The organism is Ruegeria sp. AM4 (assembly GCF_056540665.1).
This window is the reverse complement of record NZ_JBQFXD010000018.1, coordinates 20,605-35,502: the sequence shown is the minus strand read 5'-3', so window position 1 is coordinate 35,502 and position 14,898 is coordinate 20,605. Positions and strand designations below refer to the sequence as shown.

Here is a 14,898-nt window from a genome sequence, read left to right as displayed (position 1 = left end):
CCACATGGCAAATTATTAGGGAACTGACGAAGGGGCGACCAATTTCATGAAAACGATATTTGTTTTGTTTGACTCCCTGAATCGTCTGGCGCTTGGTGCCTACGGTGGAACATCGGTTGCGACTCCGAACTTTGACCGCTTTGCCGAAAAGTCCGTGACGTTTGACAAGCATTACGTCGGTTCACTTCCCTGCATGCCCGCACGGCGCGACATGCATACGGGGCGCCTGAACTTCACCCACCGTAATTGGGGCCCGTTGGAGCCTTTTGATGAAAGTTTTGCGCAAATTTTGAGCAAAAACAGCGTTTACACGCATCTGATTTCGGACCATCTGCACTATTTCGAAAACGGCGGCTGGGGATATGCAAACGCCTTTGATAGTTGGGATTTCGTCCGTGGACAGGAATACGATGCGCTGAAGGTTTTGGTTCGGCCACCTGTTGAGCGCTATAAAGAGCGCTTCGATGAGCGGCACTATCCGCTAGATAAACTGTCCAAGACCGGATCTCTCACGACGGGCAATTCCGACAGAATCGCGTTGAAGAAACTGCGTGGCGCCATCTCCGAGGAATGTCTGGTCGAAGAAAGCGATTTCCCGACAGCGAAGTGTTTTGCCAGCGCCTTCGAGTTTCTCGACATCAACAAGGACGAGGACGACTGGTTCCTGCAACTTGAATGTTTCGATCCGCACGAGCCCTTCGTTGCCCCCGAGCGATTCAAGACAGCCTATGACACCGGTTACAACGGTAAGATCCTCGATTGGCCGGCCTACGAAAGGAACGGAAATTCGCCAGAGGAGGTTGCGGCAATCCGGGGCAATTATGCCGCGCTGGTGGCAATGTGTGACGAGTATTTTGGCAAGCTGCTGGATTACCTTGATAAACATGAGCTTTGGAAAGAAACGGCGCTGGTGCTGACCACGGATCATGGTTTTCTGTTGTCGGAACATGACTGGTGGGCCAAGAACCGCATGCCGTACTACGAGGAAATCAGCCACATCCCGATGATGATCTGGCATCCCGATCATGGTGATCAGAGTGGCACACACCGAAAATCGCTGACGCAGACCACCGATCTGATGCCGACATTCCTGGATATCCACGGCTGCAGCATCCCAGAAACTGTGACAGGTGGTTCACTGTTGCCGATGTTGGCCAGTGATGTGCCCACTCGCGATAGTCTGATCTTCGGCATGTTCGGCGGACCGGTAGGCGTAACGGACGGCACGTATTCCTATTATCGTTACCCCGAGGACCTCTCGGGGCAAAATCTGCATCTCTATACACTGATGCCCGCGCATATGACTGCTCTTTTCGATATTGGCGAATTGCAATCAAGTGAACTGGCTGCACCGTTCAATTTCACGAAGGGCGCGCCGACTCTCAGGATCAAGCTGGATCCGAAGAACACCCAGGTTGGTCAGGACGGCGATACTCTGGAGGATTGCGAGACCGCTCTGTTCAACGTCGAAATCGACCCCCGTCAAGAGACGCCATTGAGCGACCCTGCCGTGGCAGAGCGGCTTGGAAAAGAAATCGCGCATCACTTTTCTCTGCACGACGCGCCGCCGGAACTGTTTACGCATTTCGATCTGGCACGACCCAAGGTCGCGCTGGCCGGGGAATAGCACACATTCTGTTCGGAAATCTCACAGGAGGAAAATCATGAAACGTATTGGACTATTAAAAAGCACTCTTCTTGCAGGTGCGTTTGTGACGGCATCAGCCCTCACAGCGCTCGCGGAATTCCCCGAGCGGAATATCGAAGTCATCCATCCTTGGGGTCCGGGCAATGCAATGGCCATGAGCCAGGTTGTCGCCAAGGCCATGGGCGAAGAGCTGGGCACAGACATGCCAGTGATCTCACTGCCGGGAGCGGCCGGAACCAAAGGTCAGAAGACGGCCATGGGCAAGCCCGCCGATGGCTATACCATATTTGACGGCTATGTTGCCCCGTTGGTTTTACAGCCAATCTTGGGCAATGCAGACTGGAGTTACAAAGATTTCAAACCGCTCAGCGCTGCGGTTGCCAATGCCTTTGCCATTGCAGGTCAGCTTGATGAATCGCGTTGGGCGGATTTTCAGGAATTGATGGTCTATTGTAAGGACAACCCTGGCGATCTGCGGTATTCCTCGGGATCACGGAACAATTTGCCTCATATGGTGATTGCGAAGGTGTTGCAGTCACATGGTTGCGTCGCCCAGAACGTACCTTACACTCAGGACGGCAATGTTTTCAAAGACCTGGGATCGAGGGTTTTGGATTTTGCGTTCATCAATGTTGGCAACTACCGGGCAAACCCGGACAAGGTCAAAATCCTGCTGGTTCTGTCTGAGCTGGAGAGCTCGAAAAAAGCCTATGACGGGGCGCCAACCATCGGTGAGCTGGGAATTGATCTGGGCCTCTCGAACCTTGGGCCCATGGGTTGGACCTGGTGGATTGTCAACCCTGACACGCCTGACGACGTGACCGAGAAGCTGCGCGGCGCGATGGAGCGCGCAATGGCCAGACCGGACGTTATCGAAGCCATTGAGGCCATTGGCTTTGTCCCACTTGATTGGGATCACACCAGATACGAGGAAATCGTGGGCTCGGTCGACGCACAGCTCAATTCTATGGGCAACGCGCTGGCGTGGGAAGAAGAAGAACTCGGGAAACTCAATTAAGGAGAGGGCGCGATGGCATCGTCAAGATTACTGAACTTAGCTGCTCTGGGATTTCTTCTCGTTGTCATCGTAACCATCTTTTGGCAGATCGAAACTGATCTGAAAGAACAGGGGATCGCCAGTGGCGGTCCCTACGACAACGCAGCCACATACCCGCGTATTATCGCGTCATTCATGGGGATCCTTCTGGTTGTTCAACTCGTGACCGAGTTCATCAAGAAAGGGGACACATCCGACGCCAGCGACGTTGAGCTATCTGACTTGCGCCGCGCCGGTATGTTGATCGTGGTTTTCGCCGTCTATCTCATGAGCCTGACGACACTGGGCTATCACCTTGCAACCACCCCGATGATTTTTGCGATCATGTGGATCTGCGGGATGCGACAGTATCTGAAAATGGCGATTGCGTCCTTAGGCATCGCGACTGTCTTTGCTTTCTTTTTTGAAGTCTTCCTGAATGTCGTCTTGCCGCTCGGCATCTGGAATATCTTTATCCCCTGGTAGGTGCATTGTGATTGTAGAGTTTCTTTCCGTCGGACTTGATGTATTCCTGTCACCGCTCGCCTTAGGATTCACGTTCTGTGGCATCCTGGTCGGTCTGTTGGTTGGCGCCATGCCCGGCCTTGGTCCGTTGATGGGGATCATACTCTTGCTGCCTGTGGCGATCGGATTGCCACCCGTTGCAGCGATGGGATTTTTGATCGCGATTTTTGTAGGCGGTTCCTGTGGTGGATCGGTATCCGCAATTCTGTTGCGTATTCCCGGCACACCACTCGCCGCAGCAACACTGTTTGATGGGTATCCGTTGGCCCAGAAGGGCCGTGCATCTGATGCCATCGGCATCGCGATTACCAGTTCTGCCATTGGCGGGTTGATCGGCGGTGTTGTTCTGATCTTTTGCGCGCCAATTCTAGCCAGCTTTGCCGCGAATTTTGCGCCGCCTGAATATGCGATGCTGGCGGTTCTGGGATTGTTTGCAATCGTGGTGATTTCTGGCGGGTCCATTGTGAAGGGCCTGCTGGCGGGATGTTTCGGCCTTCTCATTGCCACTGTCGGAACGGATTCCTTTTCGACCGGGCTGCGGTTCACATTTGGGTCACACAATCTCTTGAATGGTTTCCACATCGTCGCGGTCGTCGTGGGATTGTTTGCGATATCCGAGATGGCCGCCCAGATGCTGGGCCGGGACCTTTTGCAGAAACCGGACGTCAAGGTGGAAAGGCCGGGTCTTGGGACCATCAGCATGACGTTGAAGCATTATGTCAATCTGATCCGCTCCTCGGCCATCGGTACATTCTTTGGTGCGATCCCGGGAGCGGGCGGGGTGATCAGTTCGTTCACCAGCTATGCAGTTGCGAAAGCGGCTGCAAAGCCAGAGGAGAAATACGGTGAAGGCGCCGAAGGTGGTGTGGTTGCAACGGAATCCGCAAACAACGCCACCGTTGGAGGCACGCTGGTGCCCACTTTGGCTCTTGGCATCCCCGGCGACGCATCCTCTGCGATGCTATTGGGCGCGCTTCTGATCCTGGGCTTCATTCCGGGGCCTGCGATGTTCGAAAACAGCCCGGACGTAGTTGGCGGCATCTTCATGGTGTATTTGACATCAAATATCTTCCTGCTGATCGCAGGAATTCTTGCCACACCGCTGTTTGTCTATGTTCTGCGCATTCCAAAGGTCTACCTGATCCCCAGCATCCTGCTGTTGTGCTCCATCGGCACTTATGCTCTTCAGGCGTCTGTTTTTGATCTTCAGATCATGCTTGTATTCGGCCAGATTGGCATCCTGTTCAGGGCTGCGAACTATCCTCTTGCACCCGTGGTTATCGGCATGATCCTCGGCCCGATCCTTGAAGACAACCTGCGACGCTCGCTTCTGATCTCGCGCGAAGGTTACTGGATATTTGTAGACCGTCCGGTCTCGACAATTCTGGTCGTCGTCAATGGACTGCTGCTGGTGACGATGGTGTATCTTACCTTCAAACGGGCACGCGGTTCGAAGCAAAGCGAACTGGCAAAGGCGCTGTCAGCGGATGAATAATACAGTTCTAACGGGCAAGTCTGTGCAAGGGGACTTTCCAACCTCAATCAGTGCGGTAGAGCTATATGGAGGGAAAAAGCTCCAACCCACTGAGTGTTGTTATCAAAGAAAGAAACCTAATGACCTTGCCCAAAGAAAGTGAAGTGGGGCGAGCACAGTGACCCCAATCGCGAAGTAAGCTAGCAACAGGCGAACCGCCTGCGTTGATGGAATTCGACCGATTGACATTGTCAGAAGCAATGGCGGAACCAGATATGGAAACGGCACGAGTATCCATGTTGGAACTTGCGCCATTAAGACCCACTCAATTGGCCAGCCAGTGGCTTCTGCCAACTGCCCTGCCAATGGAGTCATTACACCTGGCGCGGTCGGAACCGTTGTGCACACTGCCACCAGTGATCCGATGGCGGCCAGAGAGGCAAAAATAGCCGTATTGCTAGAAAGATTTGCTTCATGGAACATGCCCACCAGATACTCTCCGGCCCAGGCACTTATACCGGAGTGAAAAACCACGGCTCCGAAGCCAATGACCCCGGAAACAAAGAAGATTGGCGCAATGTTGATTTTCTGAGGTAAGTCGCTGACGGGGATGACACCAAATACAGGCAAAGCGCAGATCAGTGCGGCCCCAAGGGCGACCCACGCAGGTGCGATTCCATGCCAGCTGTCTGTTACCCAGAGTAAGATGGTCACCACAAGTACTCCGGATAGCCGGAGTTGCGATCCTGTGAGTGGTTTGGGTTCAATTGAAATCGTCTGGCGTTTGGGCGATTCTCGAAAAAACCACCAGTTCAGGCCAATTGTAGCGACTAGGCTTAATACACCAAGAATTGGGAAATTCAGGACCAGATACTGCGCGTACGTGAATGAGATGCCATAAAGTCCCTCGGCAGAACCCGACATAACCAGGTTCGGAACGTTCGATGGCAAGATGGTGAAAGCGGGAAGAGATGTACTCATTCCAGCAGTCAGAACCAGCCCTGCTTGTCCCTTCGATCCTGGTTCAAATCCGAGCTGTTTGGCAAGGTGAACCGCGATTGGAGCCATAAGGACTACGCGCCCGATTGCGGTCGGTATCATAAACGACAAGGCAAGACCGGATAACGCAACCGTCGTCAAAACCCCCAGGTAACCCGGCGCAGACAAAGCAAGAAGGCGATTAACCAACCTGTCTCCAAGACCGCAATGTGTTACCGAATGGCCAATGACGAGACCTCCGAAAATCATCCATAGCGCTCCGGACTGAAACCCCGAAAACACCACCTCGGGCGGCGCGATGGCAAGCAGCGCAGACAGGAAAAGGAATAGTAATGAGGTGAAGAATTCGGGGACTACACCGGTGATCCAGAGGCCCAGAGTGAAGACTACGACGCTTAAAGCCTGGATCATCGTATGATCAGAACCCGACAGCACGGTGTCATTCAGCGCGCCTGTCAGGATGACAAGCCCTGTAATTGTTGTAAGCAAAGCGACAAGGTTGGCAGGCTTTAACCTTTTGGGCCCGGCCAACCAACGCTGACGGCCAGCTAACAGCTTTGCCATCTCGATCTCCTGATATCCAAATTTGATCCAAACAGAATATCGAGACAAAGCATGAAGCCCATTCATAGGGCTTTATATTCAGTATTAGGTTGTTTTATTGTTCCTCGATCGCATTGTGACTGTCCAAGCGAGAGCTGGTCACAATTCCTGCATCAATTCAGGAATCTTTGATGCGATTTCGGATATTCTATTGCGTAGCCAGATATGTGCCGGATCATTTGTGCTGCGCTCGTGCCAGATCATGTAAATTGTGACGCGATTACTTTTGAAGGGCAGGGGGGCCGCGTCAAGTTCACGCAAAGTGTGCAGGCGCATCAGGCTAACTTCGGTGGCGATCATTTGTGTCCCTTTGATAAAGGGGGGAATTGCGTTGAAATTGGGAACGGATACACGCGGTTCGCCAATCTGCGATGCCTCAAGATCTGTGATGACCTTGATAGAAGTCCCGCCACCCGCAAACCGGACTGTCAAATGATCTGCGTTGCAATATTCTTTCCAGGATTTCGGCGGATCACGCATTTCGGCGTCGTAGAAACACATCATCTCACCTGAAAACAATGGTTTCTGGAAAATGTCCGGGCCATCCGGTGGCAGAGGTGTCAGCGCAAGTGCGCACCGAGCCTCTCGCATCATGTTAACTGTTGGCTGGCCCGATGGCAGAAACTGGAAATCAACTGAAATGCCATCGCTCCAAGCTTCGCGTATGAGCTGGGGAAAGACGAGATCGCGCTGCATATCGTTTGCTGCGACTACAAATTCCATATTCTCAGCTCTTGGATCAAAGATACGATCATCTGTCAGACATTTGAGCCCATCAATGGCTCTTTGCACCGGTTCCTTCAATGCAAGCGCTGTCTCTGTCGGCATCAAACCCTGCCCTGATCGAACGAACAATGGATCGCCCAGAATATTACGCAGCCTGCCCAGAGTGTGGCTGACTGCAGGTTGTGTGACCCCTAATTGTTCTGCTGCGACGGAAACAGAACTGTTCTCGAGAATTGCCAGAAATGTTCGAAGGATATGACCATCTAGGTCAAGGAAATTAGTTTTCTGCATGAGATATATAAATACACATAAATAGATTGAATGTCGAGCAATGCGTAATCTGCCCTGATCATGAATGCCGGGAGGAACGCGATGAAACTTTCAAACATACTTGGTGCCCTGACTGTCGCAGCGTCGACGGCTGTCGCCTCATTCACGCATGCGGAGGAGCTGTCGGTTGCAACCTTCATTCCGCCGCAACATCACATCAACTCGAACCTGTTTAAGTGGTTCGGTGAAGAGTTGGAAAAGCGGTCGGACGGTACTCTGACGATGAAGCTTTATCCTGCGGGTCAATTGGGTGCTGGGCCGGTTCAGCAATATAAGCGCGTGGTTGAAGGCGTGGCTGACGTTGTCTTCGGCCTTCAGGCTTACACGCCAAACATCTTCCCGCGAACAATGCTGATTATTCCGCCGGGAAAAGCCACGAGCGCAAAAGAGTCCACGGAAAGGATGTTGAGCGTCTATGAGGAGCATCTCGCTCAGGAATATCAGGATGTTAAGCTGTTGGGTGTTTTCACCACGACCGGGAACGTTTGGGCTGCAACCAGCGACGTGTCGACCATGGACGGCCTTAAAGGCAAAAAAATGGTGCCGTTCGCGGCGATGACTACACCGATCATTGAAGCACTGGGTGCTGTGCCAGTTCAGATGCCGGTCACCGAAATGTATACTGGTCTTTCGACCGGAACCATCGACGCCACCACCGCCACGTACAACAATATCACGGCACCGTGGAATTTCTGGGACGTCTCCAGTCATCTCGTCACCAACGTGCCAGTGCAGTTTGCCGTGTTCTTTGTTGCGATGAACAAAGAACGTTACATGGATCTTTCAGATGAGCATCGGGCCATTATCGACGAACTTGCGGGCGAGACGTTCTCGTTGCAGGGGGCGGCCAGCTTTGACGCGGCCGACGGGCGTTCGGAGGCCATGTTGGATGGTGCAGAACAGATGGCCAATATCAAGCTTGTGGAAGTCAGCGCGGAAGAGCGGGCCAAGATGGATGAAGCTGTCAATCAAGGTCTGGACGTGATTTTTGCGGACTATGAATCGCGCGGCATCACCGGTGCGCGCGAGATCTACGAAGCCATCAACCAGTAATCGAGCAAAAAGCGCCCGGTTCGGCCGGGCGCGTCTTTAGCTTTACCCCATCGTGGAGGATGACCATGTCTGGCAAAGAGTTGTTGCCCGTACCGATCCGGCTGATCGATAAGTTTCTGCTTGGTATTGCCTTGATCGGCGGCGGTTTGACGTTGGCATTCATGGTATTTCTGAGTGCGGCCAACGTGTTGATAATGCGAAAAATATTTGGTGCACCGATCAAAGGGGCCGAGGATTTGTTGATCCTTAGCCTTGTGATCCTGGTCGCACTGGCCATTCCACTGGGTGGGCGAACGGGCGCACACATTGAAATCGAAGTATTCGAATCCCGCATGTCGGCTGGTTTTGAGAAGTGGTCGATGGTGCTGCTGCGGCTTATCGGTGGCGGGCTGATGTTCGTCATGTCATGGCAACTGATCCACGCGGGGCAAAAGGCTACGAAATTCGGTGAAACGACGCAGCAACTGCTGATCTCGTATGAACCTTTTTACTACCTGTTGGCTATCAGTTCCGGGCTCTATGGGATCGTCCTTGTTTTGGATGTGTATCAGCGCCTGTTCCGCGGGTCTGTACGCCTTCTTAATCTGGGAGGCACAGAATGAGCCTAACGCTGATTGGAATACTGGGGCTGTTGTCTCTGTTTGTGCTTCTTGGGCTGCGCTTTCCCGTTGCACTGTCGATGATTTTGGTAGGCGTTGTAGGCACAATTGTCGCGACGACGCAGAAATTCTTGTTGGTCGGTATGGATTCTGACCAGGCATTGGCCCGCGGCCTTCGAACAGCTATGTCGAACATGTCCGGAGAGACATTCGAGGCAGCATCGAACTACAACCTGCTGGTTATCCCAATGTTTGTTTTGATGGGCAATCTCGCGGGGGTTTCCGGTATGTCGGCAGACCTGTTTAACGCCGCCTATCGCTGGATGGGCCACTATCGCGGCGGGCTGGCGTCGGCGACAATTGCGGCTTGTGCAGGGTTTGCTGCCCTTTCCGGGTCTTCACTTGCGGCTGCCATAACGATGGGTCGTGTGGCGCTGCCAGAGATGAAAAAATTCAACTATTCTGACAGTCTGGCAACAGGGGCAGTCGCCGCGGGCGGAACCCTGGGGTTTCTGATCCCGCCGTCTGGCGGCATGATTATCTATGCGGTGCTCACCGAGCAGAGTATTGGGCGCTTGTTCATGGCCGGTGTGATACCCGGTATCGTTCTGACGCTTTTGTTCATAGGCGCGATCTATCAGACGGTGTTGCGCAAGCCAGAGGCCGGGCCTGCGGGCGAACGCGCATCTTGGCCAGACAGGCGAGACGCGTTGGTCTCGGCATTACCTTTCGCATTTGTCGTCGGCATCACAATAGGCGGTATGTACACGGGCTTTTTCACACCGGTTGAGGCCTCTTCGGTCGGTGCTTTTCTTGCCCTGATTGTAGCTGCCGTACGTCGTACCCTGACCCTTTCCGCGATCAGAGAGGTCGTATTGCAGACGATGAAGGCCTCGGCCACCGTCTTCCTTATCCTAATTGGCGCCTTCATCTTTATTCCATTCATGTCGCTCACTGAACTGCCTGGCCAACTGGTGGTTCTGCTGACATCCCTGCCGATAGGGGATTATGGAATTCTGCTAGTGATTATCCTCATTTACATGTTTTTGGGCATGTTTCTGGAAGGCATCGCAATGCTGGTTCTAACAATCCCGGTTGTGTTGCCAATCATCGCCGCGCTTGAATTCGGGTTCGATCCGTCGATGGCCAGCATGAAAATGATCTGGTTTGGGGTACTTGTCGTGATCGTTCTGGAAATGGGAATGATCAGCCCACCGGTCGGCATCAACGTCTTTGTCGTCAAATCCATCGCGCCTAATGTCTCGATGGCCGAGGTGTTTCGTGGAATTTGGCCGTTCTGGTTTGCGATGGCCCTAATGCTGCTGTTGTTGATCCTGTTTCCGCAAATCGCCGTCTGGCTTCCTCAGACGATGATTGGGTGAGGATGGCATGGCAGGTCATTCTCATACCAAGCTTAAACCGAAATGCCCGCTGTTAGATGCGGATCTACTTGGGAAGACGCTCACTTGGCGTCGTCGGCGTTCAGTGTGCCCCCGGTCTCTCACCAGCTTTGAAGGAGCGAAACCATGAGCAACATGGATAAGGTCATTACAACTGGAATTTTTATCAACGGTGAGGTTCGCGATGCTTCGGATGGAAACGTTTACGACATTCACAATCCGGCCCGGCCCGAGGAATTGGTCGGCCATGCCGCCTCTGCCACCGAACGAGATGTCGAAGACGCAGTTCAGGCCGCCCACACTGCATTTCCAGCCTGGTCCGCGCTAAGCTTTGGCGAGCGTGCGGCGCTGCTGCGCGAAGTCGCCCAGAAGCTCACAGCGGATGATGACGACGTCAAATATCGCTCGCGCCTGTTCACACGTGAACACGGCAAGATCGGGCGTGAAACACTGCTGGAGATGTCCCGATTGGGGGACCGTTTCATGCAGGCCGCCGCGTTTGCCGAGCGTATGGCGATTGATGAACAGATCAAGGGCCCTCCGTTTGACACGCTAATCGCACGCCAACCGCGCGGCGTTGCAGCGCTGATCGTCCCATGGAACTGGCCGCTGTCGATCCTGGGCGCCAAATTACCTGCGGCTTTGGCCGCAGGTAACACAGTGGTTGTCAAACCTTCGGCCAATTCGGCGCTGGCACCGAGTCTGACCCTGCAAATCATCGCCGGATTGTTGCCACCGGGCGTGGTGAACATCCTCACCGGTTCTGCGTCGACCATCGGTGATCCGCTGGTTGGGCATCCCTTGGTGCGTATGGTGAACTTTACAGGCTCCACCACCATCGGGCGTCACGTCATGAAGGTGGCCGCCGACAACATCACCCCGGTCACATTGGAGCTGGGCGGCAACGACGCCGGGCTGGTTCTGGACGACGCCGTGTTGGATGATGATGCATTCAATCGGATGTACTGGGGTGCCTTCGGATCGTCGGGTCAAATCTGCATGGCTCTGAAACGGCTTTATGTGCATGAGAGCCGATATGACGAGGTGATTGATGGTTTAACTGCGACCTGTGAACGTGCGGTTGTTGGTGACGGTCTGTTGCCGGAAACCACCATGGGGCCGGTCAACAATGCCAAGCAGCTGAGGGTGGTGACCGACATGATCGCCGAGGCGCGTGCCAAGGGTGCGGAAGTGCGCGAATGCGGTCAGGTGCCGGACGAAGCATTGTACAACGGTGGTGGCTATTTCCAGAGACCTGCATTGGTCTACGATGCCGATCCATCGCTTTCGGTCGTACATGAGGAACAGTTTGGTCCGGCTCTGCCGATCATGAAGTTTAAAACCGATGAAGAAGCCATCGTCAAAGCCAATGACAGCATCTATGGCCTGTGTTCTTCGGTTTGGACGCCGGATCAGGAACGTGCTGTTGCGATCTCGCGTCGGATCGAAGCCGGCTACACCTATCTCAACGCTCACGGCCCGACGGCACAGGATTCACGCGGACCGTTTGGCGGCTTCAAGCAATCCGGGATTGGCCGCAATCTGGGTTACGATGGTATTCTGGCCTTCACCGAAGCGCATACCATCACAGGCCCCGAGGGGTTCTTGCTATGAGTGCTCAACTTACATCAACAGCCCGCATCGCCCTTTCCCCAGCGTCGCGGTATCTGCAGCAGCTCGCCCAGCATTTCGCACATAAAGTCGACGTAGAGCAGACTAAAGCAACTGCAAAGGTAACCCTGAGCTACGGCTACTTTGAGCTCAGCACCGAAGGTGACGATACCCTGATAATGCAGACATTTGCGGATACCGACGAACACCGAAAACGACTGGAACATGTGGCAGCATCGCATCTGGAACGGTTTGCGTTTCGCGATCCGCCCACAATTGTTTGGTCTGAGGGTGAGTGAAGCGAATGCATTTAAATTCGGGCAGTTCCGGGAAAATTCGCGTAACGCGAATTAACCTGGCTGTTCGTTCTGATTGACAATCATCGTGGCCGCGCCATGGATAACCTGATCGACTTACGCTCTCCGCATTTTGTGGGAGACAAATATGGCTATATCGAAGAGCTTCGAAATCAGTCCCCAATCGGGTGTGTGGGCCCGTTTCAACGCTGTTTGATCGGGTCCGAGACGTTGATTGTTCCGCCCTTTACGACCCGACAAATCAGCCCGGCTCGATCTGCAAGTGGTACCGAGACCTGTTTGCGTGAAGCGACATTCAGAAAACGGCACGTGTTGCAGGGGCGAAGGCCTTCCAAAGTTACTGCTCCTACAGTAAAGGTTTTGCCGACAAGCTGCGCCAATGCGACACCTTCGGTCGTCAGGTTGCGCCTATGCTCCTTGGGCTGCAACTCCAAACCGTGCTCCTGTTTAAGGGCTTCCAACACCTCATTTTCGAATAGAGTAACGTCACGAGACCCAGGCGAACGGGAAAAACGTCCGTCACCCTTTAGATACCTGTCGCCCTCTAGTCCCGCATCTGCAACGGCGATGGCGCTTTCGTGCGAAACCATTGGCCGCCCGGTTCTTGCGGCTGTGTGAATATGTAGGAGTTTTCCGTTATTCATGAATTTGCTCTCGGTTTCTGTGTCCGGGTCACCGCCTAAAAATCGGGGAACACTTTTGAACTTTTGTTTTCGCACCATGGTGGGTGTTACAGAGGCTCGGCGTTAGGCAGATGGCTTCGCCCCGTACTTCTCTTCCAGCCGGTGCAAAAGCTCCATCGATCTGGGCAGAAAGAAATAGGAGTTTAGAAGGATGTTGCAGATCAGAAGTAGAACTGTCCGCGGATAACCAACTGGAAATTCGGGGGAAATCTGATCGGCTATCCAGCTTAGACATGCCCCCACGACCAGAACCCAAAAGGTCAGGACCGATACGGTTTTCCATTTCTGATGGACATGGCGCGCGCCGAGGCCACCCAGCAGAGAATCGAGATCCCACAACCGGTTCTTGACCACTTCACCTTCGATATATTGCGCTAACTCTTCCACTATTTCCTTGCGCGTTGACGACTGTTCCCAGGCGATCAGATCTTCCAGCGTGGCAAAGGAGATTACGGTCGCAGAAGTCCCACCGGATTCGTTTGATGGTGCATTGTGGCGGACTTCAATGAACCCCGGTTGCGATTTCAGTGCCTGCTCGAAACGGGCAAGGACCTCGTTTGCTGCATCCCGTTGATTTTCGCGGAATTTGCGAACGATGACGGACAGGACAGGCGACGTATTTGACATTCTGTCACTCCAACTCGGGGCGCATTCTGAGATGAATTCTGACGCGCTAAAATCACCTTCAGACTAAGAATGAGACTTTGATCTCACAAGAGCCTGGCCGGCTGGGCAAAGGCTCAAATTCGTCATCACTGAGATTTTCCGCATTAACGCCGAGGGCACGGGCTTGGCAGTGAGTAGTTTCGAGGACACATCGTAAGTAACGGAACACAAACGGATTTCTTAACGGATGCGGTAAACGCTCTGCTACCATTAGGCGGATGTTTGGGGGGCGCACAAGATGTATTTATAAAAGTTAATCATAATAAATATCACTACCCATCAATAGATCGAATGAATTTCGTTGCCTAAGATCGAGTGAACAAGCCGAAGTTCAATACCGACAGAAGGTGAATTCAAAATGCTTACAAACAAAAAGATCGTCGTGACCGGATGTGCCTCAGGTATCGGTGCGGAAACAGCACGTCTTGTCAAAGAACTCGGTGGCACGGTTCTTGGTGTCGACCGGAATGAGGTCTCTGAAAATGTCGATACTTTCTACAAGGTCGATTTTGGCGACAAGTCGTCAATCGATGCTTTGGTGGATGCGCTTCCCGACGGTATCGACGGCATAGCAAACATCGCCGGTGTCCCGCCCACGGTCGATGCCGAAACGGTTATCAGAGTTAATCTTGTTGGCCTGAAGTACTTCACAGAAAAGATGATCGACAAGCTGGCTGATGGAGCTTCCATCGTCAATCTGGCATCACTGGCGGGGCTGGGCTGGCCAAATTCGGTGGACCAGATCAAAGAAGCGGCAAATCTGGAATTTGGACAGGTCGCTGATTTTGTAGCCCGCCACGGCATCGACAAGGAACAGGCCCGTTCATATTTCTTCGCGAAAGAGGCGCTTGTTGTCTGGACCATGCAGCATCGTTGGACCTGGCGCGATCGTGGTATTCGCGTGAATGCCATCAGCCCCGGTGCAGTGGAGACGCCAATTCTGAAGGACTTCCTTGAGACATTGGGCGAGAAAGCTGAACAAGCCCGCAAGGTCATGGATCGCGCTGGAACTCCGAAAGATGTGGCGCCGGTCGTTGCCTTCCTTCTTTCCGATATGACGCCCTGGATTCGCGGCACAAATATCGCCGTGGATGGCGGTCAGGCCGCAAATGCTCTGTGCAATATGAACGGTCTGTAACCTTCTCTCCCTGGAAGGAACCCGGCTCGGTTCACGCCGAACCGGCCGGGTTCTTTTCTAAAGCCCAACCAAGTGGTCCAACACCTGCAT

General features: G+C 53.4%; 14 protein-coding genes. 10 read left to right on the top strand and 4 right to left on the bottom strand.

Translation table 11 applies throughout. From position 1 onward, the window contains the following. The first annotated feature begins 46 nt into the window (after window positions 1-46). From ACR0JA_RS21910 to ACR0JA_RS21895, 4 genes are read left to right on the top strand one after another with little or no spacing between them, the layout of a single operon-like run. Window positions 47-1,627 carry a sulfatase gene (locus ACR0JA_RS21910; protein WP_480579668.1) on the top strand — a complete coding sequence of 527 codons (1,581 nt, stop codon included), beginning with the start codon at window positions 47-49 and terminating at the stop codon, window positions 1,625-1,627. A gap of 37 nt (window positions 1,628-1,664) precedes the next feature. Then, the gene (locus ACR0JA_RS21905; protein WP_480579666.1) at window positions 1,665-2,666 is read left to right on the top strand and encodes a Bug family tripartite tricarboxylate transporter substrate binding protein; all 1,002 of its coding nucleotides are present in this window, start codon (window positions 1,665-1,667) and stop codon (window positions 2,664-2,666) included. 12 nt (window positions 2,667-2,678) lie between these two features. Continuing rightward, complete coding sequence (locus ACR0JA_RS21900) at window positions 2,679-3,170, top strand: tripartite tricarboxylate transporter TctB family protein (RefSeq protein WP_480579664.1); 492 nt, start codon at window positions 2,679-2,681, stop codon at window positions 3,168-3,170. Window positions 3,171-3,177: 7 nt separating this feature from the next. Beyond that, window positions 3,178-4,704, top strand: coding sequence for a tripartite tricarboxylate transporter permease (locus ACR0JA_RS21895; RefSeq protein ID WP_480579662.1), 1,527 nt, complete (start codon window positions 3,178-3,180; stop codon window positions 4,702-4,704). A gap of 102 nt (window positions 4,705-4,806) precedes the next feature. On the opposite strand, the gene ACR0JA_RS21890 is transcribed toward ACR0JA_RS21895, so the two are convergent. Continuing rightward, window positions 4,807-6,246: an SLC13 family permease gene (locus ACR0JA_RS21890; RefSeq protein ID WP_480579660.1), complete on the bottom strand. Its 1,440-nt coding sequence runs from the start codon at window positions 6,244-6,246 to the stop codon at window positions 4,807-4,809. A gap of 138 nt (window positions 6,247-6,384) precedes the next feature. Continuing rightward, window positions 6,385-7,302 carry a LysR family transcriptional regulator gene (locus ACR0JA_RS21885; RefSeq protein ID WP_480579658.1) on the bottom strand — a complete coding sequence of 306 codons (918 nt, stop codon included), beginning with the start codon at window positions 7,300-7,302 and terminating at the stop codon, window positions 6,385-6,387. Window positions 7,303-7,383: 81 nt separating this feature from the next. On the opposite strand from ACR0JA_RS21885, the gene ACR0JA_RS21880 reads away from it, so the two are divergent. The 5 genes from ACR0JA_RS21880 (at window position 7,384) to ACR0JA_RS21860 (ending at window position 12,303) form a co-directional block, all read left to right on the top strand. Continuing rightward, complete coding sequence (locus ACR0JA_RS21880; RefSeq protein WP_480579656.1) at window positions 7,384-8,394, top strand: TRAP transporter substrate-binding protein; 1,011 nt, start codon at window positions 7,384-7,386, stop codon at window positions 8,392-8,394. 65 nt (window positions 8,395-8,459) lie between these two features. After that, complete coding sequence (locus ACR0JA_RS21875; protein ID WP_480579654.1) at window positions 8,460-8,996, top strand: TRAP transporter small permease; 537 nt, start codon at window positions 8,460-8,462, stop codon at window positions 8,994-8,996. Continuing rightward, a complete protein-coding gene (locus tag ACR0JA_RS21870) occupies window positions 8,993-10,375 on the top strand; it encodes a TRAP transporter large permease (RefSeq protein WP_480579652.1) in 1,383 nt (460 codons plus the stop codon). The genes ACR0JA_RS21875 and ACR0JA_RS21870 overlap by 4 nt, the downstream gene beginning before the upstream one ends. A 144-nt stretch (window positions 10,376-10,519) precedes the next feature. After that, window positions 10,520-12,007 carry an aldehyde dehydrogenase family protein gene (locus ACR0JA_RS21865; protein ID WP_480579650.1) on the top strand — a complete coding sequence of 496 codons (1,488 nt, stop codon included), beginning with the start codon at window positions 10,520-10,522 and terminating at the stop codon, window positions 12,005-12,007. After that, a complete protein-coding gene (locus ACR0JA_RS21860) occupies window positions 12,004-12,303 on the top strand; it encodes a DUF2218 domain-containing protein (RefSeq protein WP_480579648.1) in 300 nt (99 codons plus the stop codon). Before ACR0JA_RS21865 ends, ACR0JA_RS21860 begins: the two co-directional genes overlap by 4 nt. A 200-nt stretch (window positions 12,304-12,503) precedes the next feature. Here the strand turns inward: ACR0JA_RS21860 and ACR0JA_RS21855 are convergent, their stop codons facing one another. Further along, window positions 12,504-12,911, bottom strand: a complete 408-nt coding sequence (locus ACR0JA_RS21855) for an MOSC domain-containing protein (RefSeq protein WP_480579646.1) — start codon at window positions 12,909-12,911, stop codon at window positions 12,504-12,506. Between the two features lie 156 nt (window positions 12,912-13,067). Continuing rightward, complete coding sequence (locus ACR0JA_RS21850; RefSeq protein ID WP_480579644.1) at window positions 13,068-13,631, bottom strand: putative antibiotic biosynthesis monooxygenase; 564 nt, start codon at window positions 13,629-13,631, stop codon at window positions 13,068-13,070. A 397-nt stretch (window positions 13,632-14,028) separates the two neighbouring features. Between ACR0JA_RS21850 and ACR0JA_RS21845 the strand changes: the two genes are divergently transcribed. Continuing rightward, window positions 14,029-14,808, top strand: a complete 780-nt coding sequence (locus ACR0JA_RS21845; RefSeq protein ID WP_480579642.1) for a coniferyl-alcohol dehydrogenase — start codon at window positions 14,029-14,031, stop codon at window positions 14,806-14,808. Window positions 14,809-14,898 lie beyond the last annotated feature (90 nt).

What these genes read in the sequence shown, in the direction of transcription:
- ACR0JA_RS21910 (WP_480579668.1), top strand. Translation starts at nt 47, where the DNA reads ATGAAAACGATATTTGTTTTGTTTGACTCCCTGAATCGTCTGGCGCTT.
- ACR0JA_RS21905 (WP_480579666.1), top strand. Translation starts at nt 1,665, where the DNA reads ATGAAACGTATTGGACTATTAAAAAGCACTCTTCTTGCAGGTGCGTTT.
- ACR0JA_RS21900 (WP_480579664.1), top strand. Translation starts at nt 2,679, where the DNA reads ATGGCATCGTCAAGATTACTGAACTTAGCTGCTCTGGGATTTCTTCTC.
- ACR0JA_RS21890 (WP_480579660.1), bottom strand. Translation starts at nt 6,246, where the DNA reads ATGGCAAAGCTGTTAGCTGGCCGTCAGCGTTGGTTGGCCGGGCCCAAA.
- ACR0JA_RS21885 (WP_480579658.1), bottom strand. Translation starts at nt 7,302, where the DNA reads ATGCAGAAAACTAATTTCCTTGACCTAGATGGTCATATCCTTCGAACA.
- ACR0JA_RS21880 (WP_480579656.1), top strand. Translation starts at nt 7,384, where the DNA reads ATGAAACTTTCAAACATACTTGGTGCCCTGACTGTCGCAGCGTCGACG.
- ACR0JA_RS21875 (WP_480579654.1), top strand. Translation starts at nt 8,460, where the DNA reads ATGTCTGGCAAAGAGTTGTTGCCCGTACCGATCCGGCTGATCGATAAG.
- ACR0JA_RS21870 (WP_480579652.1), top strand. Translation starts at nt 8,993, where the DNA reads ATGAGCCTAACGCTGATTGGAATACTGGGGCTGTTGTCTCTGTTTGTG.
- ACR0JA_RS21865 (WP_480579650.1), top strand. Translation starts at nt 10,520, where the DNA reads ATGAGCAACATGGATAAGGTCATTACAACTGGAATTTTTATCAACGGT.
- ACR0JA_RS21860 (WP_480579648.1), top strand. Translation starts at nt 12,004, where the DNA reads ATGAGTGCTCAACTTACATCAACAGCCCGCATCGCCCTTTCCCCAGCG.
- ACR0JA_RS21855 (WP_480579646.1), bottom strand. Translation starts at nt 12,911, where the DNA reads ATGGTTTCGCACGAAAGCGCCATCGCCGTTGCAGATGCGGGACTAGAG.
- ACR0JA_RS21850 (WP_480579644.1), bottom strand. Translation starts at nt 13,631, where the DNA reads ATGTCAAATACGTCGCCTGTCCTGTCCGTCATCGTTCGCAAATTCCGC.
- ACR0JA_RS21845 (WP_480579642.1), top strand. Translation starts at nt 14,029, where the DNA reads ATGCTTACAAACAAAAAGATCGTCGTGACCGGATGTGCCTCAGGTATC.